Origin of the sequence: Dactylosporangium sp. NPDC006015 (assembly GCF_040614215.1) — a bacterium.
Lineage (GTDB): Bacteria > Actinomycetota > Actinomycetes > Mycobacteriales > Micromonosporaceae > Dactylosporangium > Dactylosporangium maewongense.
Genome location: NZ_JBEXUD010000050.1, coordinates 39655 through 66562, shown reverse-complemented (window position 1 = coordinate 66562; position 26908 = coordinate 39655). Strand labels below are relative to the sequence as shown.

Sequence of the window (26908 nt, the reverse complement as noted above, 5' to 3'; positions counted from 1 at the left end):
GCTCGGTGCGTGTCGTTGGGTGGTGCGCCTGGCGTGCGGCACCGCCGACCCTGACCATTGGACCGGCTTTGAGCTTGGGAAATTGCTAAGCCAGCCGCGCCAGGCGCAGCACGCTCGCCGGCCCGCCGGTGAGCCAGGCGGCGAGCGGCACATCGGCGCCGCAGCGGACGCGGATCAGGTCGAGGACCCGCACCGCGCCGAGCGAGTCGCCGCCGAGGGCGAAGAAGTCCGCGGTCTCGTCCACCGGGCGGCCGAGGACCTCGGCGACGACCTGCCGGACGGTCTCGCGGACGGGATCGGCGGGCAGGAGGTCCCGGACCTGCACGGTGGCGTCGGCCGCGACGGTTCGCAGGATCCGCTGGTACGTGCCGGCGAGCCGTTCGATGCTGTCCGGCGTGAACAGGTCCGCGGCGTAGGTGACGTCGCAGCGCAGCCCGCCGCCGTCGGCGCGGATGTCGACCTCCAGCTCGTGCCGGGCCTGCGCCGGCGCGCCGGCGTCGAACGGGTCCAGGCGCAGCGGGCCCGCCTCCCGCACCGGCGGCGGGGTGTTGTGCAGCGTCATCGCGACCCGGAAGAGCGGGTTGCCGCCCGGGGGCCGGTCCGGGGCGAGGTGGCGCACGACCGCGTCGAAGGGCACCTGCTGGTGCTCGTACGCCTGCAGGGACCGCGAAACGGTGCGCGCCAGGAGGCTCGTGAACGTCTCGTCCGGCGTGACGTCGCCGCGGAGCACGACGACGTTGGCGAGGAAGCCGATGAGGTCCCGGACCTCGTCGTGCGGCCGGTTGGCGACCTGCGTGCCGAAGCACACGCCGGTGCGGCCGGTCCAGCCGGCGAGCAGCACGTGCAGCGCCGCCGCCAGCACCATGAACGGGGTCGCGTCGTGGTTGTCGAGGCACCCGGCGGGGATGGTGAACCGGTGCGTGCCGGCGCGCAGCGGTAGCGGGGCGGGGGCCGGACGGTCGTAGGGCAGCGGGGCGTCCGGCACGCCGGCGAGCTCCCGCCGCCAGTGGGCGAGGCTCTCCCGGGCGGCGGGTCCCTCCAGCCACTCGTGCTGCCAGCGGGCGTACTCGCCGTGCTGCGGCACCGGCGGTGGCGGGGCGGCGCCGGTCCGGTAGTGCTCGGCGACCTCGGCCGCGAACACGCCGATGGACCAGCCGTCGACGACGGCGTGGTGAAACGTCAGCAGCAGCGCCGCGTCGTCGTCGCCGAGCCGGACCAGGCGGGCCCGCACGAGGGGACCTGCGGCGAGGTCGAACGGGTCCTCTGCGGCGGCGAGCCGGTGCAGCTCCGCCTCGGCGGCGGCGGGGTCGAGGGCGGTCAGGTCGTGCACCGGCAGCGGCACCGGACCCGGCGGTAGGACGATCTGGACGGGGTGGCCGTCGTGCAGTCGCAGGACGGTCCGCAGCACCTCGTGGCGGTGTACCACCGCGGTGAGCGCGGCGTGCAGCCGCGCCACGTCGAGGGGGCCGGTGAGGCGGGTGTGCGCGGTCGTCAGGTACGCGGTGCCGTTCGGGGCCAAACGGTCCAGGAACAGCATCGCCCGCTGGCTGCCGGACGCGGGAGCCGGGTCGGCGGGCGGGGCGCCGAGGTCGGCGATGCCGCGCCGCCAGGCCCGCAGGCGCAGCTCGGCGCGCTCGTGCGGCGGCCGGGTGGTGGCGTCCTGTGGCAGCGTGTCGACGGTAGTGTTCGGCCGCCCGTCGAGGAGCGCGGCGAGGGCGGCGACGGTCGGGTGCTGGAACAGCTCCCGCAGGCTCAGCTCGACGTCGAGCGCGCGCCGGACCGCGGCGGCGGCGGTGGCGGCGAGCAGCGAGTGACCGCCGTTGGCGAAGAAGTCGTCGTCGATGCCGAGGCCGGCGACGCCGAGCAGCTCGGTCCAGATGCCGAGCAGGGTCCGCTCGCGATCGTCGCGGGGTGGCCGCCCCGGGGAGCCGGCCAGGGCGCCGGCCGGTGCGACGACGGTCAGGGCGGCGCGGTCGAGCTTGCCGGTACGGGTCAGCGGCAGCCGGTCGAGCACCATGATGTGCGCGGGCACCAGGAAAGGCGGCAGCTGCCCGGCGAGCGCCTCCCGGAGCGTGGCACCGTCCAGTCCGGCGGAGCCGGCGACGTGGGCGACGAGCCGCCGGTCGCCGGCGACCTCGACGAGGCTGACCGCGCACTCGGCGACCCCGTCGAGGCGGCGCAGCGCGGCCTCGATCTCGCCCGGCTCGACCCGGTGGCCGCGCAGCTTCACCTGCCGGTCGGCGCGGCCGACGAAGACCAGCCGGCCGTCGGCGCGGCGGCGCACGAGGTCGCCCGTGCGGTACAGCCTGCCGCCCGGTTCGGCGCCGAACGGGTCGGGCACGAACCGGTCGGCGGTGGCGTCGGGCCGGCCGAGGTATCCCCTGGCGACGCCCGCGCCGCCGACAAGCAGCTCCCCGACGACGCCGACGGGGACTGGCCGCAGGTGCCGGTCCACGACGTACGCGGTGGCCCCCGCGACGGGCAGCCCCATCGGCACGTCGCCATCGAGGTCGAGCCGGGCGAGATCGAGGCCGACGACGTGTGCGGTGGCGGTGACCGTGATCTCGGTGGGTCCGTAGGCGTTGACCAGCGACCCCGGCGGACCGGCGGCGAGCACCCGGCGGATGCGGGCCGGGTCGGGCACGTCGCCGCCGACGACCAGGCACCTGACGCCGTCGAACGCGGCCGGGTCGGCGTCGGCGACCAGGTGGAACAGCGCCGGGGTCAGCCGGACCACGCTCGCCCGGTGCTCGACGATCGCGGCCCGGAGGGTGCCGGCGTCCAGGGGGCGGCCGGCGGGGACGACGGCGAGGTGGGCGCCGTTGAGCAGCGCCGCCCACACCATGAACGTGGTGGTGTCGAACGACGGGTTCGCGGTCAGCAGCACCACGTCGCCGGCGGTGACGGGGGCGTGGTCGCCGGTCACCAGGTTGACGATCCCGCGGTGGGTGACGGCGACGCCCTTCGGCTCGCCGGTCGACCCCGAGGTGTGGACGACGTTCGCGAGACCGTCCGGATGCCCGGCGCCGCGGGACCGCCACGGCGCGGCGGCCGACGGACCAGACGCTGTATCGGACGACGGACCGGACGGCGTCACCAGCGGGACGTCTTCCGAGAGGGGCGCGCCCAGCACCGCGCGGATCCCGGCGTCGGCGGCCAGGAGCCGCAGCCGGTCAGTTGGCAGGACGGGGTCGAGCACGAGGTAGCCGGCGCCGGCCTTGAGGACGCCGAGCATCGCCACGATGAGCTCCGGCGACCGGTCCAGGTGCAGGCCGACCCGGTCGTCGGCGCCGACCCCCGCGGCGTGCAGGGCCGCCGCGACCCGGTCCGAGTCGGCGTCGAGGTCGCGGTAGGTCCACTGGCGATCCGGGCCGCTGAGCGCGACCGCGTCCGGGCGCCGCGCGACCTGTTCGGCGAACCCGGCGTCGAGGGTCACCCCGGCGGTGCGCCCCGGCGGGTTCCACCGCTGGATGGCATCGGTGAGCTCGGCCGCCGACATGAGCGGCACCTCGTCGGCGCCGATGTCGGGGCGGGCCGCCATCGCCCGCAGGACGCGCACCCAGGCGTCCAGCATCCGCCGCGCCGACGGCTCGTCCCACAGGTCGGTGGCGTACTGCAGCTCGGCGACGAGCGTGCGGCCCGTGTCCACGACGGTGCACGACAGGTCGAACTTCACGGTGTGCCCGGCGCCGTCGCGGGCGCGGACGGTCGCGCCGGGCAGGCTGAAGCCGCGCAGGTCGTCCTCGAGGACCTGGAACAGCACCTGGAACAGCGGGTGCCGCCCGGCGGCCCGGTCCCCGGCGACGGCGGCGACGACGTGGTCGAACGGGGCGTCCTGGTGTTCGAAGGCGGCGGTGCACGTGGCGGCGGTGCGGCGCAGCACCTCCCGCAGCGTCGGCGCGCCGCCGAGGTCGGTGCGCAGGGCGAGCATGTTGACGAACAGGCCGACGATGTCGTGCAGCTCCCGGCGGGGCCGGTTGGCGATCGGGGTGCCGACGACGACGTCGGTCTGCCCGGCCCAGCGGCCGAGCATGACGGTGAAGCCGGCGAGCAGCGTCATGAACAGGGTGACGCCCTCGCCGCGGCTCAGCCCCCGCAGCCGGTCGGCGAGGGCCGGGTCGAGCTCCAGGCGGACCCCGGCGCCGCGGTGGGACTCCTCCGCGGGGCGGCGCCGGTCGGTGGGCAGGGCGAGGGTGGCCGCCCCGTCGAGCCGCTCGTGCCAGTACCGCAGCTGCTCCCGCACGGCGCCCTGCTCGACGAGCTCCCGTTGCCAGGCGGCGTAGTCGGCGTACTGCAGGGGCAGCGCCGGCAGCCGGTGCGGGACGGTCGCGCTGAGCGCGGTGTACACGGTGCCGAGCTCCCGGGTGAAGATGCCCAGCGACCAGTCGTCGGTGACGATGTGGTGGAAGGTGAGCGTCAGCACGTGCCGGCGGGGGCCTAGCCGCAGCAGCACGAACCGCGCGAGCGGCAGCCGTTCGAGGTCGAACGGCCGGGCGACCTCGGCGGCGACGATCCGGTCCGCCTCGGCGTCGGCGGCGGCGGGGTCGAGGCCGGTGAGGTCGGCGTGGCGCAGGTCGGGTTCGGCGGTCTCGTGGACGATCTGCCGCGCGCCGTCGTCGGTGCCCTCGAAACAGGTCCGCAGCGCCTCGTGCCGCCGCACGCAGACGCGCAGCGCCTCGGTGAGGTGACCGACGTGCAGCGTGCCGTCGATGTCGACCGCGCCGCCCAGGTTGTACGTCGCGGTCCCCGGCACGAACTGCTCGAAGAACCAGATGCGGTCCTGCGCGAGCGACGCCCGGCACGCGAAGGCCGCACCGGCGCCGGCCGCCGGGACCGTCGCGGTCACGGGCGGGGGCCGTCGGCGAACCGGTGGCGCGCCACGGGGGTGATCCCGGCGGTCGCGAACGCCGACACCGGCGCCGACGGGGCGGCCAGCTCGCCGGCGAGGGCGGCGACCGTCGGGTGGCGGAAGAGCGTGGCGAGCGGCAGGTCGAGGCCGAGCTTCTCGGTGGTGCGGGCCACCAGCCGCATCGCCAGCAGCGAGTGGCCGCCGAGGGCGAAGAAGTCGTCGTCGGCGCCGACCCGCTCGACGCCGAGGACCTCGGCCCACACGTCGGCGAGCTGCTGCTCGAGCGGGGTCCGCGGCGGGGCGTACGGGCCGGCGGCGACGGTGATCTCGTCGTCGGGCCGGGCCCGCAGCGCCTGCTCGTCGACCTTGCCGTTGGCGCTCAGCGGAAGCCGGGGCAGCACGACGAAGCCGTCGGGGACCATGTACCGCGGCAGCCGCCGGCCGAGCGCGGCGTGCCAGTGCGCCACCGGCGCGTCGGCGGGCGTGTGACCGGAGGCCAGGTACACCACGAGCCGGTCCCCGCCGCCGGGGCCCGGGCGGGCCAGGACGGCCACCGCGTCGACGCCGGCGACCTCGCGGACGGCGGCGGCGACCTCACCGGTCTCGATCCGGTAGCCGCGGAGCTTGACCTGGTTGTCGGCGCGGCCGAGGTACTCCAGGACGGGCCCGTCGCCGACCTGCCGCCACCGCACGACGTCGCCGGTGCGGTACAGCCGCTGCCCGGGCTCGAACGGGTCGGGCACGAACCGGTCGGCGGTGAGTCCGGCGGCGCCGAGGTAGCCGCGGGCGACGGCATCGCCGCCGACGTGCAGCTCGCCGGGGACGCCCGGCGGCACGAGCCGCTGCCGCTCGTCCAGCACGACCACCGTGGCGTTGGGGTAGGGGGCGCCGATGAGCGCGCGGTGGTCGCCGGTCCCGGCGGCGTCGACCGTCATCCAGGTGGAGTCGATGGTCGCCTCGGTGAGGCCGTAGGAGTTGACGACGTCGGCGGCGGGGCCGAGCAGGTCGCGCATCGCGGCGAGCTCGTTGCGGTAGACGGTGTCGGAGCCGACCACCATGAGGCGCAGCCCGTCGAGGCGGGCGCCGACGGCCTCGGCGTGCGCGGCGAGCGCCCGGGCGACCGCGGGCACGAACTCGGCGAAGTCGATGCGCTCGCGGCGGATCAGCGACAGCAGCGCCGGCGGGTCGAGCAGGGTCTCGCGCGGGCACAGCACCAGCCGCGCGCCGGTGCCGAGGGCCCGCACGAGGTCGCCGGCGAACACGTCGAACCCGAACGCCGCCATCTGCAGCACCGACGTGACCCGCTCCGGCAGCCGGTAGGCCGCCACCCAGCCGTCGAACACGGCCCGCAGGCCGCGGTGGTGCACCATGACGCCCTTCGGCCGGCCGGAGGAGCCCGAGGTGAACAGCACGTAGGCGAGGGCGTCGACCGGTACCGTGGCAGCGGCGTCCACTGTGGACCAGTCGGCGGCGTCGTCGAGGCAGAGCAGGGTCGCCGCGGTCGGCGGGACGTCGGCGAGCCGGGCCCGGGACGTCAGCACGGCGACGGGCGCTGCGGCGTCGACGACGTCGGCCCGTCGCGTCGCGGGCCAGTCGACGTCGAGGGCCGTGAACGCGGCGCCGGCCCGCCACACGCCGAGCACGGCGGCGACCGTGTCGGCGGACCGGTCCAGCAGCACGGCCACGACGCTGTCGGGCCCGGCGCCGGCGGCCCGGACCGCCGCGGCGACCCGGCCGGCGCGCTCCCACAGCTGCGCGTAGCTCAGGGTCGCGGCGCCGTCGGTGACCGCCGGCGCGTCGGGCACCCGCCGCACCTGCTCCGCGATGGCTGCCAGCACGGATCCGGCGCGGTCGGCGCCGGCCCTGGCGCCGCGGCCGGCGGCCAGCAGCAGCGAAGCCTCGTTCGCGGCGAGCACGGGCACGTCGGCGACCCGCAGCGCGGGGTCGGCGGCGACGGCGGCGAGCACGCCCTGGAACCGTTCGACCAGCAGCCGGGCGGTCCGCTCGTCGTAGAGGTCGGTGCTGTACTCCAGCTCGCCCTCGATGCCGGCGGACGGGCCGCGCTCCCGCATCGAGAAGGTGAGGTCGAACTTCGCGGTCGTCGACGGGTGCGGCTCCTCGCGCAGGGTCAGCCCGTCGAGGGTGATGTCGACCGGCGTGGTGTTCTCCAGCGACATCATCACCTGGAACAGCGGGTGCCGGGCCGCGACCCGGGGCGGGTTCAGCGCCTCGACGAGCTGCTCGAAGGGCAGGTCCTGGTTGCCGTAGGCGGCCAGGTTCCAGTCGCGGACGCGGCCGAGCAGCTCCGTGAACGTGGGGTCGCCGGAGGTGTCGGTGCGCAGCACCAGGGTGTTGACGAAGAACCCGACGAGGTCGTCGAGGGCCGGGTCCATCCGCCCGGCGACGGGGCTGCCGACGGGGATGTCGGTGCCGGCGCCGAGCCGGGTGAGCAGCGCCGCGAGCGCCGCCTGCAGCAGCATGAACATGCTGGCGTCGCCGGCCCGGGCGAGCGTCTCCAGGCGGGCGTGCAGGGCGGCCGGGACGTCGAACGTGACGACGGCGCCGTCGTAGCTGGGCTCCGGCGGGCGGGGGCGGTCCGCGGGCAGGGTCAGCTCGCCGGGCAGCCCGGCGAGGGCCTTGCGCCAGAACGCGAGCTGTCGTGGTGCCTCGCTGTCGAGCAGGCGGCGCTGCCACACGGCGAAGTCGGCGTACTGCACTGGCAGCGGCGCCCAGCCGGGTTCGCGTCCGTCGCGGCGGGCCGCGTACGCGACGGCGAGGTCCCGGGCCAGGGGCTCCATCGACCAGGCGTCGCCGGCGACGTGGTGCACGACCACGGTGACGACGTGCTCGTCGGCGGCGGCCGCGAACACCCACACCCTGATCGGTGCCTCGGCGGCGAGGTCGAAGGCGTACTCGCCGGCGGCCGCGACCGCGGCGGCGATGCCGTCGGGTGCGACGGGGACGACGGTCACCTCGGCCGGGTGCGTGCCGGGCGGCGCGATCCGCTGCCGGGCGCCGCCGTCGGCGTCCTCGACGGTCGTGCGCAGCGTCTCGTGGCGGGCCATGAGGTCGCCGAACGCGCGGTGCAGCGCGGCGACGTCGAGCGGGCCGGTGAGCCGCAGCGACATGGCCATGTTATAGGTCGAGCTGGCGCCGAACAGCCGGTGCAGGAACCACAGCCGCTGCTGCCCGTAGGACAGCGGCACCGCGGCGGGCCGCTCACCCATGACGAGCGCGGGCCGATCCGAGACGGCCGCGGGCACCGGCCGGTCCGAGACGTCAGTGCCGGCGGTGTGCGCCACGCCCGAGACCGTGCGCGCCACGCCGGCGACCGTCGGGGCCTCGAACAGCGCCCGCACCGACATCTCCACCCCGAACGCGGACCGCACCCGGCCGACGAGCCGCGTGGCGAGCAGCGAGTGGCCGCCGAGGGCGAAGAAGTCGTCGTCCACGCCGATGTCGTCGCGGCCGAACAGTTCGCTCCACAGGCTCAGGATCCGCTGTTCCGCCGGTGTACCGGCAGCGCGGCCGGCCTTGCGGGCACCCGCCTCCAGCGGCATGGCGGCGAGCGCCTGCCGGTCGGTCTTGCCGCTGGTGAGCTGCGGCAGGCCGGGCAGCGCGACGAACCGGGCCGGCAGCATCGCCGGGGGCAGCAGTGCGCTGAGCCGCCGCAGCAGCGCCGCGGGGTCCTCGGCGACGGCCGGGTCGGCGGCGAGGTAGGCGACCAGCTGCCGGTCCCCACCGTCCTCGGGGCCGACGGTGCGGATGAGCACGGCCGCGTCGGTGACCTCCGGCAGCGTCCGCAGCGCCGCCTCGACCTCGCCGAGCTCGACCCGGACGCCGCGGACCTTCACCTGCGAGTCGGCGCGGCCGATGAACTCGAGGTCGCCGGCGGCGTCGCGGCGCACCAGGTCGCCGGTGCGGTACATGCGGGTGCCGGGCGGGCCGAACGGGTCGGGCCCGAACGCGGCGGCGGTCAGGTCGGGCCGGTTCAGGTAGCCACGCCCGAGCCCGGCACCGGCGATGTACAGCTCCCCCACCGCGCCGGGGCCGACGTCGCGCAGGTCGCGGTCCAGGACGTACAGGCGCGCGCCGGTGACCGGCCGGCCGATGGGGGCGGTCGCGGTGCCCGGGTCGGGGCGGCACGGCCAGAACGTCGACTCGATCGACGACTCCGTCGGCCCGTACAGGTTGTACAGCGGCGCGTCCAGCACCGTGAAGTACCGCCGCACGAGGCCGATCGGCAGGGTCTCGCCGCCGCACAGCACGTGCCGCAGCGTCGCGCAGGCCCCGGCGCCGAGCTCGTCGAGGAACTCCCGCAGGGTGCTGGGCACGAACTGGACGGAGGTGACCCCGGCCCGCTGGATCAGCGACACCAGGTACCGCGGGTCGTGGTGCCCGTCGGCGGCGGCGACGACGAGGACGGCGCCGACCGACAGCGGCCAGAACAGCTCGTGCACCGACGGGTCGAAGGTCAGCGGGGTCTTCAGCATGGTGCGGTCGCGGCCGTCGAGCGGCTGCTCGCCCTGCCACCACCGCAGGGTGTTGACGATCCCGGCGTGCGGCACGACGACGCCCTTGGGCCGGCCGGTGGACCCCGACGTGTAGATGACGTAGGCGGGGTGCGCCGGCAGCAGGCCGCGTTCCGCCTCGTCGACGCGTCCGGCGCCGGCGTCGAGGCCGGCCCGGACCGCCGGGTCGTCGAGCACGACCACATGCCGGCCGGGGGCGGACGGCACGACGCCGGCGGCCGCGGCGACGGTCAGGACCACGACCGGCCGGGCGTCGTCCAGCAGCGCGGCGACCCGGTCCGCGGCGTGCTCGGTGTCCACCGGCAGGAACGCGGCACCGGCCTTGCCGGTGGCGAGCGCGCCGACGACGAGGTCGGTCGAGCGGGGCACGGCGAGCGCGACGACGCGTTCGGGGCCGGCGCCGAGGTCGCGCAGCAGCCGGGCGAGCCGGTCGGCGCGGGCGTCGAGCTCGGCGTAGGTGAGGACCTCGTCGCCGGACATCAGCGCCATGGCGTCCGGCGTCCGCCGGGCCTGCGCCTCGAACAGCCCTGGCAGCGTCTCCGGTTCGGCGGCGGGCGCGGCGTTGTCGCAGGGGATCAGCAGCGGGCGGACCGGCGCCGCGGGGTTCCGCAGCAGGTCCCGGAGGAGGTCCTCGTAGCGCCGCAGGTGGTCGCGGACCGTCCCCTCGTCGAACAGTTCCGCGTCGTATTCGCAGGTGATGATGTACGAGCGGGGCATCGCGAGGATGTCGACCTCGAAGTCCGCCTTGGCGAACCGTCGGGTGGTGCGCAGCAGCGCCAGGTCCAGGCCCGGCACCGTCGGGATCCGCAGCGGCCGGTCCAGGTTGAAGAACGAGCCGAAGATCCGCTCCCCCGGCGCGAGGGTGACCGGCAGACGGTCGCGGACGGCCTGCACGGAGAAGCCCGGGTGCTGGTAGTCCTCGGCGAGGGCCCGCTGCACGGCCCGCAGGTGCGCCTGCACGGTGCCGTCCAGCGGCACCCGGCTGAGCACGGGCAGGACGGTGCTGCAGTTGCCGACGAGGTGGGTGCCGCCGGGCAGGTCCCGCTGCGCCAGCGGCACCCCGACGACGAGCGCGTCCTGGCCGCTGAGCTGGTGCAGCAGCCCGGCGTAGGCGGCGAAGAGCACGGTGAACGGGGTGCAGCCGAGCTTCGGCCCGACCGTCGCGACGAGCTGCGACACCTCCGCGGACACGGTGTGCTCGACGCGGCCGCCGGCGCGGGCGGTCCTCGCGGTGCGGGACCGGTCGGACGGCAGCCGCAGCACCGGGAACCCGCCGGCGAACCGCTCGTCCCAGTACGCGGTGTCGGCCGGGCGGTGCTCCAGGTGCTCGACGTAGTCACGGAACCTGGGGGCCGGGGGCAGGGCGGCGCCGGCGCCGTCGCGGTACAGGGCGAGCAGCTCGTCGATGAGCACGCCGAAGGACCAGCCGTCGATGACGCTGTGGTGCACGGCGAGGTGCAGGTGGTGCAGCTGCGGGGCGAGCCGCAGCAGGTGCGCCCTGAGCAGGGGGCCCGCGGCGAGGTCGTAGGCGTCGCCGGCCCGCTCGTGCAGCCACGCGTCGATGCCCTGCGGGTCGGCGGTGAGGTCGACCAGCGGCAGGTCGGTGGCGGACGGCGGCAGGGCGCGCTGGCTGCCGCCGTCGGTGGCGAAGACCGTGCGGAGGCTGTCGTGGCGGGCGACGACGTCGGCGAGCGCGCGGCGCAGCGCGGCCACGTCCAGCGGGCCGCGCATCACGATCATCACGGACTCGTTGTAGGCACGCGAGTGGTCCGCGCCCATCTGGTCGAGGAACCAGATGTCCCGCTGCGCCGCGCTGAGCGCATACGGCCCACCGGCCGGCACGGGCACAGGCGGTGCCGGCACCGGTACAGGCGCGGGCTGGGGCAACGGCGGTACAAGGGCGGGCGCAGGCGGTACAAGGGTGGGAGCGGGCACCGGGTAGGCGCCGGTGAGCAGGGCGTGGGCCTGGCTCATCACCCGCGAGTGGACCTCGAGCATCCGCAGGACCGGGTCGGTCTGCGCCGTCTGCGGCTGGCGATCGTCCACAGTGTCCGGACCTCTCCGTGGGTGGCCTCCGCGGCGGAGGGGCGATTGGCTCGGCCGGCCACCGCCCGTGGCAGGTGACCGGCCTGGCACCTCGCGGCCCGCCGGAGCGTCACCCTGGCCCGGCGGGTCGCGATGCCGTCATCAGACCCCAGGCGCCGACCCCGCTCAAGTCGCCGGCGGCAACACTGGGCGAATCGCTAGCCCGCCCGCCGCGCCGCGCCGGTATCGTCGGCCACCGAACGGTTACCGAACGGAACAGGGCTGATGACGCTGTCTGGAAGCGACACGCACACGCCGGTGCCGTTGCGGCACAACCGCGACTTCGGGATCTTCTGGGCCGTGCAGGCGCTGTCGACGCTGGGCAGCTCGTTCTCCCTCGTCGCGATCCCGCTGCTGGTGCTGCACGCGACCGGTTCGGTGGCGCAGATGGGTCTCATCACCGGCATCGCCGGGGCCGGCACCGTCGCGAGCGGGCTGTTCGCCGGTGTCCTCGTCGACCGGGCCGACCGGCGGCTGCTGATGATCTGGTGCGACCTGACCCGGCTGCTGCTCTACGCGGCGGTCCCGGCGGTGTGGTGGACCGCCGGCGAGCACGTGTGGCTGCTGTACCCGGTCATCGGTGTCGCCGCCGTGTTCCAGATGGTGTTCGACGTCGCCTGTTCCGCGGCGGTGCCGAACATCGTCGCGCGGGAGCAGATCACCGCCGCCAACAGCCGGCTGCAGGCCACCTACGGCGCGGGGTTCGTGCTCGGGCCGATGGCCGCCGGGCTGGTCGCCGCGCTGGCCGGCCCGGTGACCGCGGTCGCCGTGGACGCGGTGACGTTCGGCGTCTCGGTGGTGGGGTTGCTGCTGATCCGGCTCCGTCCGGCCACCGGCGGGCCCGCCATGGACCCGATCGCCGGGCGGCCGACGGCCGTGTGGCGGGACCTCGCCGTCGGGGTCCGGTTCCTGTGGCGCACGCCGGTGCTGCGGGCGATCACCCTGCTGTACACCCCGGTCACGTTCCTCAGCCTCGGCCTGGTGGACGTCTTCATCTACTACGTGCGGCACGACCTCGGTCAGGGGGACCGGGTCGTCGGCGGCCTGCTCGGCGCCGCCAGCGTCGGCTCGATCGTGGCCGCGGTGATCACCCCCGCGGTCCGCCGCCGGGTCGGCTTCGGTCCGGCGTGGCTGGCGGCGTACCTCGCCTGCGGGGTTGCGATCGCCGCCGCCGGCCTGGTGTACCACCTGGTGGTGGTGCTGGTCGCGGCGGTGGTGTTCGCGTTCGGCGAGACGATGGCGGGGATCAGCTCCGCCTCCCTGCGCCAGACGGTGACCCCCGACCACCTGCTCGGCCGGGTCACGGCCGCCTTCTGGATGGTGCATCACGCGTTCGGGCCGGTCGGCGCGCTGGTGCTGACGTCGGCGGTGGCGCACGCGGGGGTGCACGGGCCGCTGATCGCGGTAGGAGTATCGTTCCTGGCGATCGTCGCCGCCGGGCTCCTCACCCCGCTGCGGGCCGCGGCGAGTCGATGATCAGGTTCTGGCGTCACGCCACACCTTTCGTGATCCGCTCTCACGTCACGCCGTGCTGGCTATGCTCCGCCGGTGTCAACCATGCGACTGATGGTGCTCGGGCTGGTGTCGTCGCTCCAGCCCGTGCACGGCCATGACATCCGCCGCGGTCTGTTGGCGTACGACGGAAGACCGGCGATGAGCGTCCCCGCTGGTTCGGTCTACCACGCGCTGCGCAAGCTCACCGCCGAGGGCCTGCTGGAGCCGGTGGAGACGGAGCGCAGCGGCGCCCGGCCCGAGCGCACCACCTACCGGACCACGCCCGCGGGTGTCCGCGAGTTCCGGGTGCTGCTGCGGCGGTACTGGTGGCAGTACCAGCTGCCGAGCGACCCGTTCCTGTCCGCGCTGTCCTTCCTGCCGTCGCTGTCACGGGCCGAGGCGGTGACGGCGCTGCGCACCCGAGCAGGCATTTTGTGGTCCTTCGCCGAGCAGCAACGCCGGGACCTCGACGATCGCACCGTCGATCGGCCGGAGCACGTAGAATGGCAGCTGGAGCGGGCCCTGCGTTGGTTCGAGTGTGAAGCCGACTGGTGCGTGGAGATCGCCGACCGTATCGAGGACGGGATGGGCGTGCACGACACCGACCTGCTGCCATTCCCACCTGCAGACGTCGACGAGGCGCCACCGTCACCGGACGGCGCACTCGCCGCGCGCCCGCGACGCCGCACGCCGGGTAGCCGCGCGACCGCGCGGGCCTGACCGTCGGCCGATCCGCCACCCGGACGGCCGCATTCGACCGAGGAGCTACATGCCTGCCGTCCTGACCAGCCGCCCGCCAGGTGGCACTCGTCTTCTCGGCGTCGGCGCGTACCGGCCCGACCGGATCGTGACCAACGACGAGGTCTGCGGGCCGATCGACTCCTCCGACGAGTGGATCCGGCAACGGTCAGGAATCGTGACGCGCCGCCACGCGCGGCCCGACGAGACCGTCGCGAGCATGGCGGCCGCCGCCGCCCGCGACGCGCTCGCGTTCGCGGGGGTGCCGGCCGAGCGGGTCGACACGGTGATCGTCGCGTCCATGTCCAACCTGCAGCAGTCGCCGCCGATCGCGCCGGAGATCGCGCATCGCGCCGGCGCCGGGTCCGCCGCGGCGCTGGACGTCGGCGCCGCCTGCTCCGGGTTCTGCCACGGTCTCGCCGTCGCCGACGCGCTCGTGCGGGCCGGGACCGCCGGGTACACGCTGGTCATCGGCGCCGAGCGGATGACCGACATCATCGACCCCAAGGACCGCTCCACCGCCTTCCTGTTCGGTGACGGCGCCGGTGCCGTGCTGGTCGGCCCGGCGGCGCTGCCGGGGATCGGGCCGGTGGTGTGGGGCTCCGACGGCGCCCGCAGCGGTCTCATCGCGCACAGTGACTCCTGGCTCGCGGTCCGCGACAAGCCCGAGTTCTGGCCGACCATGCGGATGGCCGGTCAGGAGGTGTTCCGCTGGGCGATCCAGCAGGTCGCGCCGACCGCCCTCGCCGCCGTGGGCGCGGCCGGGCTCGACGTGGCCGACCTGGCCGCGTTCGTGCCGCACCAGGCGAACCTGCGCATCATCGACAAGCTCGCGGCGGCGCTGCGGCTGCCGGACACGGTGCGGGTCTCCCGGGACATCGTGGACACCGGCAACACGTCGGCGGCGTCGATCCCGCTCGCGCTGCACACCATGCTCACCGGCGGCGGACCGGCGCCGAGCGGACCGGCGCTGCTGACCGGGTTCGGCGCCGGGTTGTCCTACGCGGCGCTGGTGGTCGACCTCCCCTGACTGGTGCATTCACCAGTCATTCACACCCGTCCGTGCGCGGGCGGTAGCTTCGCGTGGCGGGCGTCAGGCACACTGCGTCCATGGGTCGTAGCGAACGACGTCGATTCCTGATCGTCGCCGTGTGCCTGGCGCTCGTCACCACCAGCGCCTGCACACCCGAGCAGGGCCGGGACGGCGCGAACTCGGTGCCCGCCTACGCGAAGCCGCCCCGCAGCTTCGCCGACGTGCTCGACCAGTCCGGCGACCGGCCGGTCAAGGCCGACCAGCACAGCCTGTCCGTCTCGCGCAGCGCCGTGTCCTCGCGCGTCACCGACGACCTCGGCCAGGGCATCGTCCTGCGCGACGGCGCCGTCGAGCTCACCGCGCGCAGCACCGGCAAGGGCAGCGGCGGCTCCGCCGCCAAGGGTGTCGTCGTCTTCCGCGACGCCGTCGACGGCACCGACGTCGCCGAGCAGGTGCTCGCCCCGGAGGCGGCCCGCATCTTCTACGTCGTCAAGAGCGCCGCCGCGCCGGTGTCGTTCGACACCGCCGTGTCGGGGGCCACCCCGGTGCCGGCCGGAGCCGGCATCGTGCTGAAGTCCAAGGACGCGACCGTCGGCGCGATCCCCCCGTCGTGGGCGTACGACGCCGACGGCAAGCTGGTGCCGTCGCACTACGAGGTGCACGGCAACACCGTCCGCCTGGTCGTGGAGCACCGAACGGCCGGCGTCGCGTACCCCGTCGTCGCCGACCCGCCGTTCATGCTCGGCGCCGGCGGCCGGCTCGTCGGCGCCCAGCTCCTCGGCGGGATCTTCGAGTGGGCGGCGATCGCCGCGATCACCTGGGGCGTGGTCAAGTTCGACTCGAACGGCTGCCTGACCCTGAGCACGTTCGCGTCCTGCGCCCTGCATCCGCTGGAGCACGACTGGAGCAACAAGGCCGCGCCGAAGGCCTCGGCGTTCGACGCGAAGATGCCGAAGCTGAAGGGCGACCGCCTGCCGGACGCCCAGCGCACGCTCAACCAGCTCGGCCTGCGCAACGTCCACCTCGTCGACGACACCGGCAAGGACCGCACGGTGCTGGACCCGAAGAACTGGGTGGTCGCCGCGCAGTCCCCGGCCGAGGGCACGACCGTGCACGCCAACACCGAGCTCACCCTGCGCGTGCGCAAGCCGTCCGACGGTGAGGGCGGCTCCGGCGCCGCCGGCGCCGTGCCCGACGTCATGTGCATGAACCTGCAGGAGGCGCAGGACAAGCTGCGCGACGCCGGCTACCGCACCACCTCCAAGGACCACACCACCCAGGGCCGGCGACAGGTCCTGGACCGCAACTGGCTGGTCGTGGCGCAGTCCCCGAAGCCGGGCACGGCCGCCGCGAAGGACACCCAGGTCGTCATGGAGGTCGTCAAGTACGGCGAGCCGACCGGCTCCTCGGGCTGCAAAAGCTGACCTCAGCGGCTCGCGTACAGGAAGTACAGCGCGGTCCCCCGGTACTCGGGCAGCTGCACCGTGCTGGTCCGCAGGCCGTGCGCGGCGAACAGCTTCTCCGCCTCGGCCAGCTCACCGCCGGGCGACGCGACCTCGACGACGGCGTGCCGCACCAGGTCCCAGGTCGCCTCGTCCAGGCCGCGCAGCACGGCCAGCTCGGCGCCCTCCACGTCGATCTTCAGCAGGTCGATGCGGGTGAGGCCGGCCCGCGCGGCGACGTTGGGCAGCGTGTCGACCCGGCAGTCGACGAGCCGCTGCTCGAACCGGCCGTCGAGCATCTCGTCGAGGCGGCCCAGGACCACCTGGCGCAGCTCCTCGTCCAGGTCCGCGGCCGTGTTCTCGATGTAGGCGCGGACCAGGGCCCGGTCGGCCTCGGGCTCGGCGTCGATGCCGGACATCATGGTGTACTGCGGGTAGTGGCGGATCCTGGTGTGCCGCGGGTGCTCGCCGAGCGCGAGCTGGTGGGTCTGGATGCCGGGGGTCCCGGACGCGTTGCGGCACAGCACGTCGAACACCTCCGGCACCGGCTCGAACGCGTGGACGGTCGCGCCCGGCCACTGCGCCGCGGCGAACAGGCTGAACAGCCCGATGTTCGCGCCGGCGTCCACGACGACGGGCGAGTCCGGCAGGTCGAGACCGTCAGGGGGCAGGTACACCCTGTCCACGAAGATCTCCCGGTACAGGTACTCGGTCTCGCTCCGGTTGAGGCTCCAGACCGTCCTGCCGTCGGGCAGGCGCATGCTGTGCGTCGTCATCGGACCCGTCCCTTCCGCGCCCCGGCCGGTGCACCGCGCGCCGCCGGAGATCACCGGCAACACTCCGGCAGATCCGGTAGGGAGATCACTAAGGTCTCGGCGCGCCGGTCAGCGGCCTGACTCCGCGTGCTCGGTGACCACCTCGCCGATGACGCGACTGGCCTCGGCGGCGGTCGCGGGGTCGGCGTCGAGGGCGCCGGCGTAGACGATCAGCGCCTTCCACAGCGCCCAGCCCCGGCCGCGGGCCCACGTGCCGTCGTCGGTTCCGAGCGCCGAGCGGAACGCTGCGCGGCTCGCGCCGGACAGCACCGTCCAGGCGATCGCCGTGTCGCAGGCGGGGTCGCCGACGCCGCAGGTGCCGAAGTCGATGACGGCGGCCAGCGCGCCGTCGCGCACCAGCAGGTTGCCGGGGGCGATGTCGCCGTGGAACCACACCGGGGCGCCGTCCCAGTGCGCTCGCAGCGCCTCCTGCCAGATCGCGGTGACGGCGTCGCGGGGCACCAGGTCGCCGAGCGCCTCGACCGCGCGCCGGGTCTGCGCGTCGTACACCCGCAGCGGACCTCCGCGGAACCAGTTGTGCAGCCCGGGTTCGGGGCCACCGGCCGGGTCGGCGTGCCGCAGCGCGACCAGGAAGGCGCCCAGGTCGGCCGCGAACCCGGTCAGGTCGGTGACGGTGTCGGCGCCGACCGGGTCGCCGTCGATCCACCCGTACACCGACCAGTGGAAGCGGAACCCCTCACCCGGCTCGCCCATCGCCAGCGGCGCGGGGACGGGCAAGGGCAGGTGCGGGGCGAGCCTTCGCAGCCAGCGGTGTTCCTTCTGTACCGCCAGCTCGTACTCCGCCGCGGTCGGCAGCCGCACCGACATGCGGTCGCCGAGGCGGAAGGTCTGGTTGTCCCAGCCGCTGACCGCGACGGGCCGCACGGGCAGGCCGGCCCACTGCGGGAACTGCGCGGCGACCAGCCGCCGCACGACACCCGCGTCGACGAGCCGCCGGTCCGGCATCGGGACGACGCCTTCCGGGTCGGTTGTCACGCCTCAACATCACAAGCCGGGCGCCCGGTGGCAACCGATTTGTGCGGCCGCGCCGTACGCTGGACGCCATGACCGCCGATGACCTGGCCGGGCAGGTGCGCCGCCTCGACGCGGCTCTCGCCTCGGCCGAGCCCGGCCTCGACCGCCTCCGCCGGCTCGAGCGTGACCTGCAGGACGAGGCCGCCGCGCCCGACCTGTGAAGGGATCCCGGCCGGGGCCGGAGCGTCACGGCCCGGCTCGCGTTCGTCGCCGGTGAGCTGCGGCGGGCCGCCGCCGTGCGGGACCGGCTCGCCGACGCCGCCGCGCTGCTGGCGATGGCCCTGGCGGAGGACGACACGGCGGTCCTCGCGGACCTCGCCGGCGAGCTGGCCGCCCTCGAGGACGCCGTCGCCGCCGTGCAGGTCCGCATGCGGCTCGACGGCGCCTACGACACGCACGGCGCCGTTGTGCTCGTCCGGGCCGCGGCACCCGACGACCCGGCCTCGACCGTCCTCGCCGAGGCGCTGCTGCGGATGTACCGGCAGTGGGCGGACCTGCACGGCCTGCCCACCGAGGTCGTGACGGAGCACCACGCGTCCGTCGCGGGGCTGCGGGAGGCGACGCTGGTGCTCGCCGCGCCGTACGCGTACGGCCTGCTGCGCGGCGAGGACGGCCGGCACGCGATGACCGCCGCCGACCCGTTCGACCACGGACGGACGCGGACCGGCCACGCCCTCGTCGAGGTGTCGCCCCTCGCGCAGGACGACGACCCAGTCGAGCTCGCCGACGAGGACCTCCGCGTCGACCTGTACTGCGTCCGCGGCCCGAGCCGCGCCGGCGACACCCGGTCGACGCTCCACATCAGACACCTGCCGACCGGGATCGGGGTGGGCCTCCCCTACGACCGCCGCGCCCGGCACCGCAAGGCGGAGGCGATCCGGATCATCCGGTCGCGGCTGCTCATCGCACGCGGCGCGCCGCGGGACGTCCGCGGGTACACGGCCCCATCCGACTTCGACGGCGCTGCCCGGCGCCCTTCACCCTGGCAGGACGACGACCCGCCGCCGTCCCCGCGGTAGAGCTGAGCGCATGACGCCGGAGACACCCACGACCGCGGCCGCGCTGTCCGTCGCCACCCGCTACTACTCGCCCGCCCTGCTCAACCACTGCGTCCGTTCCTACCTCTGGGCGGCGACGTACGGCACCGCCCACGGGATCGCCTTCGACGACGAGTTGCTGTACGTCGCGGCGCTGCTGCACGACATCGGCCTCACCGAGCCGTTCGACAGCCACCACCTGCCCTTCGAGGAGGCGGGCGGGCACATGGCCTGGACCTTCGCCGTGGCGTCCGGCTGGCCGCCCCACCGCGCCGCCAGGGCCGCCGAGATCATCGTCCAGCACATGCACAGCGACGTCTCGCCCACCGCAGACCCAGAGTCCCACCTGCTCCAGGTCGCCAGCAGCTGGGAGGTCGCCGGCCGGCACGCCGACGCGTTCCCGCCCGACTCCCGGGCGGACCTGCTCGCCCGCTACCCGCGCCTGGGCTTCGGCGCGGAGTTCCTCGCCTGCTTCCAGGACCAGGCCGCCCGCAAGCCGGACAGCCCCGCCGGCGCCTCCGTCCGCACCGACGTCGCCACCCGGATCGCCACCAACCCCCTCGACTCCCATCCAGCCACCTGACCCGCACGCTCGGGGCCCCGCTGCGATATGGCCGTACAAATTGCGCTAGGCTGTGTGCCACGCGGGCGAAGCAAGGCACTCAGCCATGTGGCCTTGAGTTCACGGTCAGCGCAGCCACCAGCCGTCCCCGCCAAGCCAGGGACGGCCCCGAGCAGATTGGCATCCTCGCTTGGCTCGACGCACAGGCGGCAACGAAGCGGCGTATGGCACGCTCGCACGCGAGCTGCGCGACGCGATCCTGCGCGACGAGTTCAAGGACGGACGCCCACTCCCGACCGAGGCCGAGCTCGCCTCCACCTACAGCGTCAGCCGCCAGACGGTCCGGCGCGCGTTCCTCGAACTCGTCAACGAGGGTCTGGTCACCCGCGTGCCCGGCCGCGGGACCTTCGTCAGCGACCCCGACGAGAAGTACCTCCGCCAGGTCGGGTCGATCGAGGACCTGATGGCGCTGTCGATCGACACCGAGATGGAGATCGTGCATCCGCTCGGGCATCAGGCGGACATCGACGCGGCCGGCCGCCTGCAGCTGACGAGCGACTTCGTCTACTCGATGACGTTCCTGCGCCGCCACCACGAGACACCGTTCTGCGTGACGACCGTGTACGTCCCCCCGACCATCGGCAAGCGCCTGCTCCAGTCGACCGAGCTCCCGGCGGCGGGGCGCACCAGCACGCTGACCGTGGTCGGGCTGATCGACACGCTGTTCGACGATCCGGTCGTCGAGGCCGACCAGAGCATCACGGCGGTCGCCGCGGACGCGGACCTGGCGAAGGTGCTCAACTGCGGGGTCGGCGAGCCGCTGCTCAGGGTCGACCGCGTGTATTCGACAGCCAACGGTTCGCCGGTCGAGCTGGCGATCAGCTACTTCCTGCCGCGGCACTACACGTACCGGGTCCGGCTGCGCCGCACCGCACGTTGAGATCGCCGCGTTCTGATCTTCGGCGCGACGAGACGGTAGGCGGACGTCCCGCCGAGATCCGGACAGCCCTTCTCAGACGCCCAGGTGCGCGCGGAGCAGATCCGCGGCACGGTCCCAGGCGATGTCGGCGGCCGTTACGGGCAGGCCGGCCAGGCAGTCGGCGACCTTGCCGGCGAAGGCGCCGTCGAGCGGCGGGTGCTGCGGCGACCCGGGCGGGTGGGCCAGCGTGGCGCGGTGCACCTCCGCGTCGGTGTGCACCTCGACCGCCACCTCGCCGGCGAGCAGGTGGTCCCCGCCGTCGGTCAGTTCGGTCTCGACGAGGTCGACCAGGCGCCGCGCCGGCGGCCGGTGTACCGCGTCGTCGGTGAACGCGGCGAAGCCGACGTGCTCGTCGAGCAGCGCGGCGGACACCGCGTACTCGAGACTGAACTTGGCCTGCAGGCCGGTGTCCGGCCGGTGGTGGATCAGTGGCTGGACGGTCGCCCGAGGAGTGCGCACGACGATGCGCCGGATCGCCGCCGGATCCGGCATGGCCGGGCGCAGCGTGGCCGCGGCACCGATCGGGCGCTGCAGTGCGTAGCAGCAGGGATGGAGCTTGACGGCGAGCCCGCCGGGCACGGTCGGCCCGTCGATGGTCAAGCGGTCCGGCGAGCCGCCCAGCAGCGCCAGCCAGTCGTCGACGGCCCGCGGGTCCGCGCTGGCCCCGGCGGCGGCCAGCCGCGCCGCCCGCACCCCGGCGTGGGTGGCGAACCCGACCTGCAGCGGCTTGCCGTCGGTGCCGAAGCTGCGCTGGACGCCCCCGGCGGCCGGCACCGCCAGTGCCATGGCCCGGGCGATGCCGCCGGCGTCCAGCCCCAGGGCGACCGCGGCCCCGGCCGCCGCCCCCAGGGCGCCGCACGTCGTGGTCGCGTGCCAGCCCGCCGAGTAGTGCGGCCAGCCGAGGGCGATCCCGAGCCGGGCCATCACCCCCGCGCCGGCCAGATAGGTCCGGGCACCGCCGCCGAGCGCGAGCGCGACCGGGACGCAGACGGTGCTGATGTGTGAGGTCGACGGCATGTGCAGGTCGTCGAAGTCGAGGATGTGGCAGGCGAACGCCCAGCGGGCCTCCTCCGGCAGGTCCGCGGTGATGCCGATGACCGGCTCCCGGTGCGCCGCCAGGCCGACGGCCACGGTGTCCACAAGGGACCGATCGGCCAGCGCCAGCTCCTCGGCGCTCGGGTCCAGCGCCGCCGCCCAGCAGGCCAGGGCGTGCGCGGCACCGGACCGGGTCGTCATCATCTCGCCGTGGCTCACGCCGGCGCCCCCGTCCCCTCCAGGCCCAGTTCGGCCAGGATCCGCTCGGTGTGCTCGCCCGGGGCCGGAATGGGTGCCATCACCGGTTCGTGGCCGTCCATGGTGACCGGTGGCACCAGCGCCATGAGCGGGCCGACCGGGGACCCGACCTGCCGCCAGCGGTCGCGCGCCGCCAGCTGCTCGTGCTCCACCAGACCGGCCATGTCACGCAGCCGGGCGTTGGCGATCCCGGCATCCTCCAGGCGGTCGATGACCTCGGCGGCGGCCAGGTCCCGGAACACCCGGACGATCTCCGCGCGGAGCGCACCGGAGTGGGCCACGCGCAGGCTGTTGGTGGCGAACCGCTCGTCGGTGGCCAGCTCCGGCCGGCCGAGGATCTTCTCGCAGAAGACCACCCACTCCCGCTCGTTCTGGATGCCGAGGAACACCCGCTCGCCGCCGGCGCAGTCGAAGGGCCCGTAGGGTGCGATGGCCGCGTGCGAGGCGCCGCTGCGCACGGGTGGCGTGCCGCCGTACCGGGCGTAGTACATGGGGAAACCCATCCACTCCGCCAGCGCCTCCAGCATGGAGATCTCCAGCGTGGCGCCTTCGCCGGTGCGGCCCTTGCGGATCAGCGCGGTCAGCACGCCGGTGTAGGTGTACATCCCGGCGGCGATGTCGGCCACGGAGATGCCGACCTTGGCGGGGTCCTCCGGCGTGCCGGTGACGGACACGAGGCCGGCCTCGCACTGCACCAACAGGTCGTAGGCCTTCTTCTCGGTGTACGGCCCTCCGGCGCCGTAGCCGGAGATCGACGCGTGGACCAGGCCGGGGTGCCGGGCGCGCAGTTGCGCGGCGCCGAGCCCGAGCCGGTCGGCGGCTCCCGGGGCGAGGTTCTGCACGAACACGTCGGCCCGGTCGACCAGCGCATGGATCACGCGGCGCCCGTGCTCGGACTTCAGGTCCAGTCCGATGGACTCCTTGGAGCGGTTGAGCCAGACGAAGTGTGACGACATGCCGCGCACGGTCTCGTCGTACTGCCGGGCGAAGTCGCCCGAGCCGGGCCGCTCGACCTTGATCACTCTCGCGCCGAGGTCGGCCAGCTGCCGCGTGGCGAACGGCGCCGCCACGGCCTGCTCGAGCGAGACGACGGTGATGCCTTCTAGCGGGCCTATCACCGTGTCGGCCAGCAAACGCCCGGCCGGCCCGTCGGAACCTTCATGTCGCCTCCATCGGACAAGCTAGGCATTTGTACGGCCATATTGCCCCGATGCGCCGACCCATGTCAACGCCGCCGCAGTCCTTCACCCGGCGCACGATCTTGCCGAAGCGCAGATCAGCGGCGGTGCCGGCATGCGCTCCAGAGCGTCCCGTCAAGCGTCTACGTTGCGGGCCGCGGAATGGACGGCCGTGCCCAGCGGCGCTTGACCGCGCTGATGCGTGGTCGCCGGTCGTGCGTACCGGGAATCCACTGCACGTCGCGGAGGCCGGCCTGGCGGATCGCGGAGCGGTACTGCTCGTCGGTGAACAGCGTCAGGGTGTGCTCCTCGCTCCAGTGCCGGATGCCGGTGTCCGGCTCGCCGAGCAGGTAGTGCATGGTCAGCGTCGACGTCGTGCCGGCGTTGTGGGACACGCACATCCTGGTGAGATGGCGCCGGCCGTCGGCGGCCGTGCCGGTGTCGACAGGTCCGGAGATCCATTGACTCGGGGTGAACCATGGCTCGAGCACCAGGACGCCGCCGGGTTCCAGATGTGCGGCGAGGCAGGTCAGCGTCTGGTTGAGCTCCCCCACCGACCGCGCGTAGCCGATGGAGGAGAACAGGCAGGTGACCGCGCCGAACGTCCGGGTGAGCCGGAAGTCGCGCATGTCGCCGACGTGCACCGCGACCCCGTCGAGACGATCGACGGCGGCCTTGCGCATCGGTTCGGCGAGTTCCAGTCCCTCGACGTGCGCGAAGCTGTGGCGGAAGTGGGACAGGTGCAGCCCGGTGCCGCACGCGACGTCGAGGAGGCTGTCCGCCGCGGGGTTGCGCCGCCGGATCAGGTCGGTGATGTCGTAGGCCTCGCGTTGGTAGTCCTTGCCCGCGGCGACGGTGTAGATGAGCTCGTAGGCCGCGGCGAGATCCTGGTCGTGGGGCATGTGCGTCGTTCTTTCGTCGGCCGGCGGTCGCTGGTCATGGAGTATGGGACGGCATGCGCGCCGCATCGGGTCTGCCGCAGGCGTGTCTCGGGCGGCCCGTGGTGCTGTCACCCATGGGCCTCTCCTCTCCGGTGCGGTGGCGCTGTACCGTACACGCCCTCGTTGCGGAGGCCGCGTGCGCGGGGTTCGCATCGTGACGGGCGGGGGCGGGCCGAGATCAGGTACAGCCGATCGGCCATGGCCCGCAGCAGATCGGCGAGGGCGGTCCGATCGCCGCGCTGGTGCAGCGCCTGCGCCGCGCGCACCGCGGCGAGCAGCATCGGGCCGTCCGCGCCCCACAGCGGTGCGTACCGTTCGATCCGCACGACGAACCCGCGCAGCTCACAGCCGGTGGTCGCCCCGCGAATCGGCTCCTCGCCCACGGCCGGTAGCAGCCCGCCGGTCACGGTGAGGTAGGCGTCCCAGGCTGTCCGCTGCGCTGCCGGCATGCTGGCCGCCGACCTCCCTGGTGCGCGTCGTTGCCCCGGCGAGTCGGCCTGAACCTCGTCCATCCGCGGGGATGCCAGCCGGGCGAATTGAAGACTTCTTCAATTTATCACACCTTCATGACGGCGGGCAGCCGACAGCCACGCAGAGGTGTGCGGATGTGCGGTGGCTACCCGGACGTCTCTTGCGAGTGCGCGCGCAGCTCGTCGAGCAGGCCGTCGCGATCACTGAGCACGGCGCCGAGGATCCTCCGCCCGACGGCGAGGAGCTCCGCCAGGTCGGGGGTGCTCAGCGCGTACATCACCAGGGGGCCTTCACGGTACGAAGCGACGAACCCGGCGCGCCGGAGCACGGACAGCTGCTGGGAGAGGTTCGATGCCTCGACCTCGATCTCGTCCAGGAGGTCGCGGACCGGGCGTGGCCCGTCCTGCAGCAGCTCCAGCACGCGGATGCGCACGGGGTGGCCGAGCGTGCGAAACATCTCCGCTTTCGCCTGGTACAGCGGCACCGACATGCTGCGCCCACCTCCGCCCTGTGCCATGGCAGCAAGGCTATCAGCCGCTGGGGACGGGCAACGCCGTCGCAGGTTGGCTCCACCGGCGGGGGCGGATGCGCCCGGGGCGGTGCGGCATCACCGTCGACTTGAAGACTTTATGAACTGATAAAGTCTGCGAATCGGCGGCGTGGTCTTGACGGAGGTGGCGGGATGACGGTCCACGCAGAGGCTGCCCGTCGCGTCGCCACACGGGTGGCCGGCCTGTTGCCCCGGCGGTCGGACTGGACGGCGGCGCGCCGCGGCCCGCGGCGGGACCTGCTGGCGGGACTGACCGTCGCCGTGGTGGCGCTGCCGCTGGCCCTGGCCTTCGGTGTCTCCTCCGGGCTCGGCGCCGGGGCCGGGCTCGTGACCGCTGTCGTCGCCGGGGCGGTGGCCGCCGTGTTCGGCGGTTCGAACCTGCAGGTGTCGGGGCCCACCGGGGCGATGACCGTGGTGCTGGTGCCGGTCGTCGCGGCCTTCGGGCCGGCTGGGGTGTTGATGGTCGGGGCGATGGCCGGCGCGATCCTGATCGCCCTGGCGGCGGCCCGGCTCGGGCGGTATGTGCGGTACCTGCCGACCCCGGTGATCGAGGGGTTCACCGCCGGGATCGCCGTGGTGATCGCGCTCCAGCAGGTGCCCGCCGCGCTGGGCGTCGCCGACGCGCACGGCGCGAAGGTGTGGGCCGTCGCCGCCGACGCCGTGCTGCGCTTCGTCGCCGATCCCGCGCCGGCGCCGGTGCTGACGGCGCTCGGCGTCGCCGCCGCGATGCTGGCCGGGGGTCGGTGGCGCCCGCAGCTGCCGTGGTCGCTCATCGCGGTCGCCGCCGCGACCGTCCTCGCCGTGGTCCTGCACGTCGACATGGCCCGGATCGGCACGCTGCCCGCCGGCCTGCCCGCCCCGTCGCTGGACTTCCTCGACCCGCACGCCGTCGCCCGGCTGCTGCCTTCCGCGCTGGCCGTGGCCGCCCTCGCCGCGCTGGAGAGCCTGCTCTGCGCCACGGTCGCCGACGCCATGAGCGTCGACCAGCATCACGACCCCGACCGGGAACTGTTCGGTCAGGGCCTGGCCAATCTCGTCAGCCCGGTCTTCGGCGGCATTCCGGCCACCGCGGCCATCGCGCGGACCGCCGTCAACGTCCGGGCCGGCGCCGGCTCGAGGCTCGCCGCCCTGACCCACGCCGCGGTCCTGGCCGCGATCATCTTCGTCGCCGCCCCGCTCGTCGCCGGCATTCCGCTGGCCGCCCTCGCCGGGGTCCTGCTCGCCACCACGGTCCGGATGGTCGAGGCCAGCGCGCTGCTGGCACTGGCCCGGTCGACCCGCGGCGACGCGGTCGTGCTCGCCCTCACTTTCACGGTCACCGTCGCCGTCGACCTCGTCGCCGCGGTCGTGGTCGGACTCGGCGCCGCCGTGGTGCTGGCACTGCGGGCCGTGGCCCGCAGCGTGCGGCTGGAACAGGTCCCGCTCGACACCACCGATCACAGCGACGAAGAACATCAGCTGCTGACCGAACACATCGTCGCGTACCGGCTCGACGGCCCGCTGTTCTTCGCCGCCGCCCACCATTTCCTGATCGAGCTGTCCGACGTCGCCGACGTCCGGGTGGTGATCCTGCGCATGTCACGGGTCACGACCGTCGACGCGACCGGCGCGCACGTGCTGGGCGACGCCATCGCCCGGCTGCGCCGCCGAGGCATCACCGTGCTGCTGTCCGGCATCGCCCCGCACCACGACCAGGTGCTCACCGCCCTCGGCGTCGCCGACGAGCTGCCCCGCTTCCCCGACACCCCGGCCGCCATCGCGCATGCCCGGGTGCACCTGCAAGAGCAGCACGCACACTCGCCCGCGGACCCCACGGGCGCGGTGGATCGTGCTGCCGATCCACTGGAGTCGCAGAATTGATAAACTCTGCAATT

The 26908-nt window shown here is 74.4% G+C and carries 17 protein-coding genes and 1 pseudogene; 9 read left to right on the top strand and 9 right to left on the bottom strand.

The window, feature by feature from the left end; genetic code table 11:
* Positions 1 to 85: 85 nt before the first annotated feature.
* Together ABZ321_RS48640 and ABZ321_RS48635 are read right to left on the bottom strand one after the other, a co-directional pair.
* A complete protein-coding gene (locus ABZ321_RS48640) occupies positions 86 to 4846 on the bottom strand; it encodes an amino acid adenylation domain-containing protein (RefSeq protein WP_354903203.1) in 4761 nt (1586 codons plus the stop codon).
* Positions 4843 to 11427 carry an amino acid adenylation domain-containing protein gene (locus ABZ321_RS48635; protein ID WP_354903202.1) on the bottom strand — a complete coding sequence of 2195 codons (6585 nt, stop codon included), beginning with the start codon at positions 11425 to 11427 and terminating at the stop codon, positions 4843 to 4845. The genes ABZ321_RS48640 and ABZ321_RS48635 overlap by 4 nt, the downstream gene beginning before the upstream one ends.
* Positions 11428 to 11691: 264 nt before the next feature.
* On the opposite strand from ABZ321_RS48635, the gene ABZ321_RS48630 reads away from it, so the two are divergent.
* The 4 genes from ABZ321_RS48630 (at position 11692) to ABZ321_RS48615 (ending at position 16155) form a co-directional block, all read left to right on the top strand.
* Positions 11692 to 12942, top strand: a complete 1251-nt coding sequence (locus ABZ321_RS48630) for an MFS transporter (RefSeq protein WP_354903201.1) — start codon at positions 11692 to 11694, stop codon at positions 12940 to 12942.
* A gap of 81 nt (positions 12943 to 13023) precedes the next feature.
* Positions 13024 to 13680 (top strand): PadR family transcriptional regulator, encoded by a 657-nt coding sequence (locus ABZ321_RS48625; RefSeq protein ID WP_344506689.1) that lies wholly within the window; start codon positions 13024 to 13026, stop codon positions 13678 to 13680.
* Positions 13681 to 13729: 49 nt separating this feature from the next.
* Positions 13730 to 14728, top strand: a complete 999-nt coding sequence (locus tag ABZ321_RS48620; RefSeq protein WP_344506651.1) for a beta-ketoacyl-ACP synthase 3 — start codon at positions 13730 to 13732, stop codon at positions 14726 to 14728.
* Positions 14729 to 14808: 80 nt separating this feature from the next.
* A complete protein-coding gene (locus tag ABZ321_RS48615; RefSeq protein ID WP_354903200.1) occupies positions 14809 to 16155 on the top strand; it encodes a PASTA domain-containing protein in 1347 nt (448 codons plus the stop codon).
* Positions 16156 to 16157: 2 nt separating this feature from the next.
* Here ABZ321_RS48615 and ABZ321_RS48610 read toward each other — a convergent pair whose 3' ends face one another.
* The gene (locus tag ABZ321_RS48610) at positions 16158 to 16949 is read right to left on the bottom strand and encodes an FkbM family methyltransferase (protein WP_354903199.1); all 792 of its coding nucleotides are present in this window, start codon (positions 16947 to 16949) and stop codon (positions 16158 to 16160) included.
* 108 nt (positions 16950 to 17057) lie between these two features.
* On the bottom strand, positions 17058 to 17984 hold the full coding sequence (locus ABZ321_RS48605) for an aminoglycoside phosphotransferase family protein (protein WP_354903198.1): 927 nt from the start codon (positions 17982 to 17984) through the stop codon (positions 17058 to 17060).
* Between the two features lie 68 nt (positions 17985 to 18052).
* Here ABZ321_RS48605 and ABZ321_RS48600 point away from each other — a divergent pair, with 68 nt between their 5' ends.
* The 4 genes and pseudogenes from ABZ321_RS48600 to ABZ321_RS48585 all read left to right on the top strand — a co-directional run bounded on the left by ABZ321_RS48600 (position 18053) and on the right by ABZ321_RS48585 (position 20562).
* Entirely contained in the window at positions 18053 to 18184 is a 132-nt protein-coding gene (locus ABZ321_RS48600) for a hypothetical protein (RefSeq protein WP_344506659.1), read from the top strand.
* Between the two features lie 42 nt (positions 18185 to 18226).
* Positions 18227 to 19042: pseudogene (locus ABZ321_RS48595) on the top strand (PCRF domain-containing protein); the annotation flags it as partial.
* 10 nt (positions 19043 to 19052) lie between these two features.
* The gene (locus tag ABZ321_RS48590; protein ID WP_354903196.1) at positions 19053 to 19643 is read left to right on the top strand and encodes an HD domain-containing protein; all 591 of its coding nucleotides are present in this window, start codon (positions 19053 to 19055) and stop codon (positions 19641 to 19643) included.
* 169 nt (positions 19644 to 19812) lie between these two features.
* Complete coding sequence (locus tag ABZ321_RS48585; protein ID WP_354903194.1) at positions 19813 to 20562, top strand: GntR family transcriptional regulator; 750 nt, start codon at positions 19813 to 19815, stop codon at positions 20560 to 20562.
* A gap of 72 nt (positions 20563 to 20634) precedes the next feature.
* Here the strand turns inward: ABZ321_RS48585 and ABZ321_RS48580 are convergent, their stop codons facing one another.
* The 5 genes from ABZ321_RS48580 to ABZ321_RS48560 form a co-directional block, all read right to left on the bottom strand.
* Positions 20635 to 21855, bottom strand: a complete 1221-nt coding sequence (locus ABZ321_RS48580; protein WP_354903192.1) for an MmgE/PrpD family protein — start codon at positions 21853 to 21855, stop codon at positions 20635 to 20637.
* The gene (locus ABZ321_RS48575; RefSeq protein WP_354903190.1) at positions 21852 to 23012 is read right to left on the bottom strand and encodes a CaiB/BaiF CoA-transferase family protein; all 1161 of its coding nucleotides are present in this window, start codon (positions 23010 to 23012) and stop codon (positions 21852 to 21854) included. The genes ABZ321_RS48580 and ABZ321_RS48575 overlap by 4 nt, the downstream gene beginning before the upstream one ends.
* Positions 23013 to 23215: 203 nt before the next feature.
* Positions 23216 to 23974, bottom strand: a complete 759-nt coding sequence (locus tag ABZ321_RS48570) for a class I SAM-dependent methyltransferase (RefSeq protein WP_344506667.1) — start codon at positions 23972 to 23974, stop codon at positions 23216 to 23218.
* A 107-nt stretch (positions 23975 to 24081) separates the two neighbouring features.
* A complete protein-coding gene (locus ABZ321_RS48565) occupies positions 24082 to 24462 on the bottom strand; it encodes a hypothetical protein (protein ID WP_354903188.1) in 381 nt (126 codons plus the stop codon).
* Positions 24463 to 24629: 167 nt separating this feature from the next.
* The gene (locus tag ABZ321_RS48560; protein ID WP_344506671.1) at positions 24630 to 24974 is read right to left on the bottom strand and encodes a metalloregulator ArsR/SmtB family transcription factor; all 345 of its coding nucleotides are present in this window, start codon (positions 24972 to 24974) and stop codon (positions 24630 to 24632) included.
* Between the two features lie 192 nt (positions 24975 to 25166).
* Between ABZ321_RS48560 and ABZ321_RS48555 the strand changes: the two genes are divergently transcribed.
* Complete coding sequence (locus tag ABZ321_RS48555) at positions 25167 to 26894, top strand: SulP family inorganic anion transporter (RefSeq protein WP_354903186.1); 1728 nt, start codon at positions 25167 to 25169, stop codon at positions 26892 to 26894.
* The last annotated feature ends 14 nt before the right edge of the window (positions 26895 to 26908 follow it).

Bases quoted from the DNA above. Each gene is read 5' to 3' on its own strand.
- ABZ321_RS48620 (WP_344506651.1), top strand. From the start codon at position 13,730: ATGCCTGCCGTCCTGACCAGCCGCCCGCCAGGTGGCACTCGTCTTCTC.
- ABZ321_RS48565 (WP_354903188.1), bottom strand. From the start codon at position 24,462: ATGCCGGCAGCGCAGCGGACAGCCTGGGACGCCTACCTCACCGTGACC.
- ABZ321_RS48560 (WP_344506671.1), bottom strand. From the start codon at position 24,974: ATGTCGGTGCCGCTGTACCAGGCGAAAGCGGAGATGTTTCGCACGCTC.
- ABZ321_RS48625 (WP_344506689.1), top strand. From the start codon at position 13,024: ATGCGACTGATGGTGCTCGGGCTGGTGTCGTCGCTCCAGCCCGTGCAC.
- ABZ321_RS48600 (WP_344506659.1), top strand. From the start codon at position 18,053: ATGACCGCCGATGACCTGGCCGGGCAGGTGCGCCGCCTCGACGCGGCT.
- ABZ321_RS48570 (WP_344506667.1), bottom strand. From the start codon at position 23,974: ATGCCCCACGACCAGGATCTCGCCGCGGCCTACGAGCTCATCTACACC.
- ABZ321_RS48615 (WP_354903200.1), top strand. From the start codon at position 14,809: ATGGGTCGTAGCGAACGACGTCGATTCCTGATCGTCGCCGTGTGCCTG.
- ABZ321_RS48590 (WP_354903196.1), top strand. From the start codon at position 19,053: ATGACGCCGGAGACACCCACGACCGCGGCCGCGCTGTCCGTCGCCACC.
- ABZ321_RS48630 (WP_354903201.1), top strand. From the start codon at position 11,692: ATGACGCTGTCTGGAAGCGACACGCACACGCCGGTGCCGTTGCGGCAC.
- ABZ321_RS48610 (WP_354903199.1), bottom strand. From the start codon at position 16,949: ATGACGACGCACAGCATGCGCCTGCCCGACGGCAGGACGGTCTGGAGC.
- ABZ321_RS48555 (WP_354903186.1), top strand. From the start codon at position 25,167: ATGACGGTCCACGCAGAGGCTGCCCGTCGCGTCGCCACACGGGTGGCC.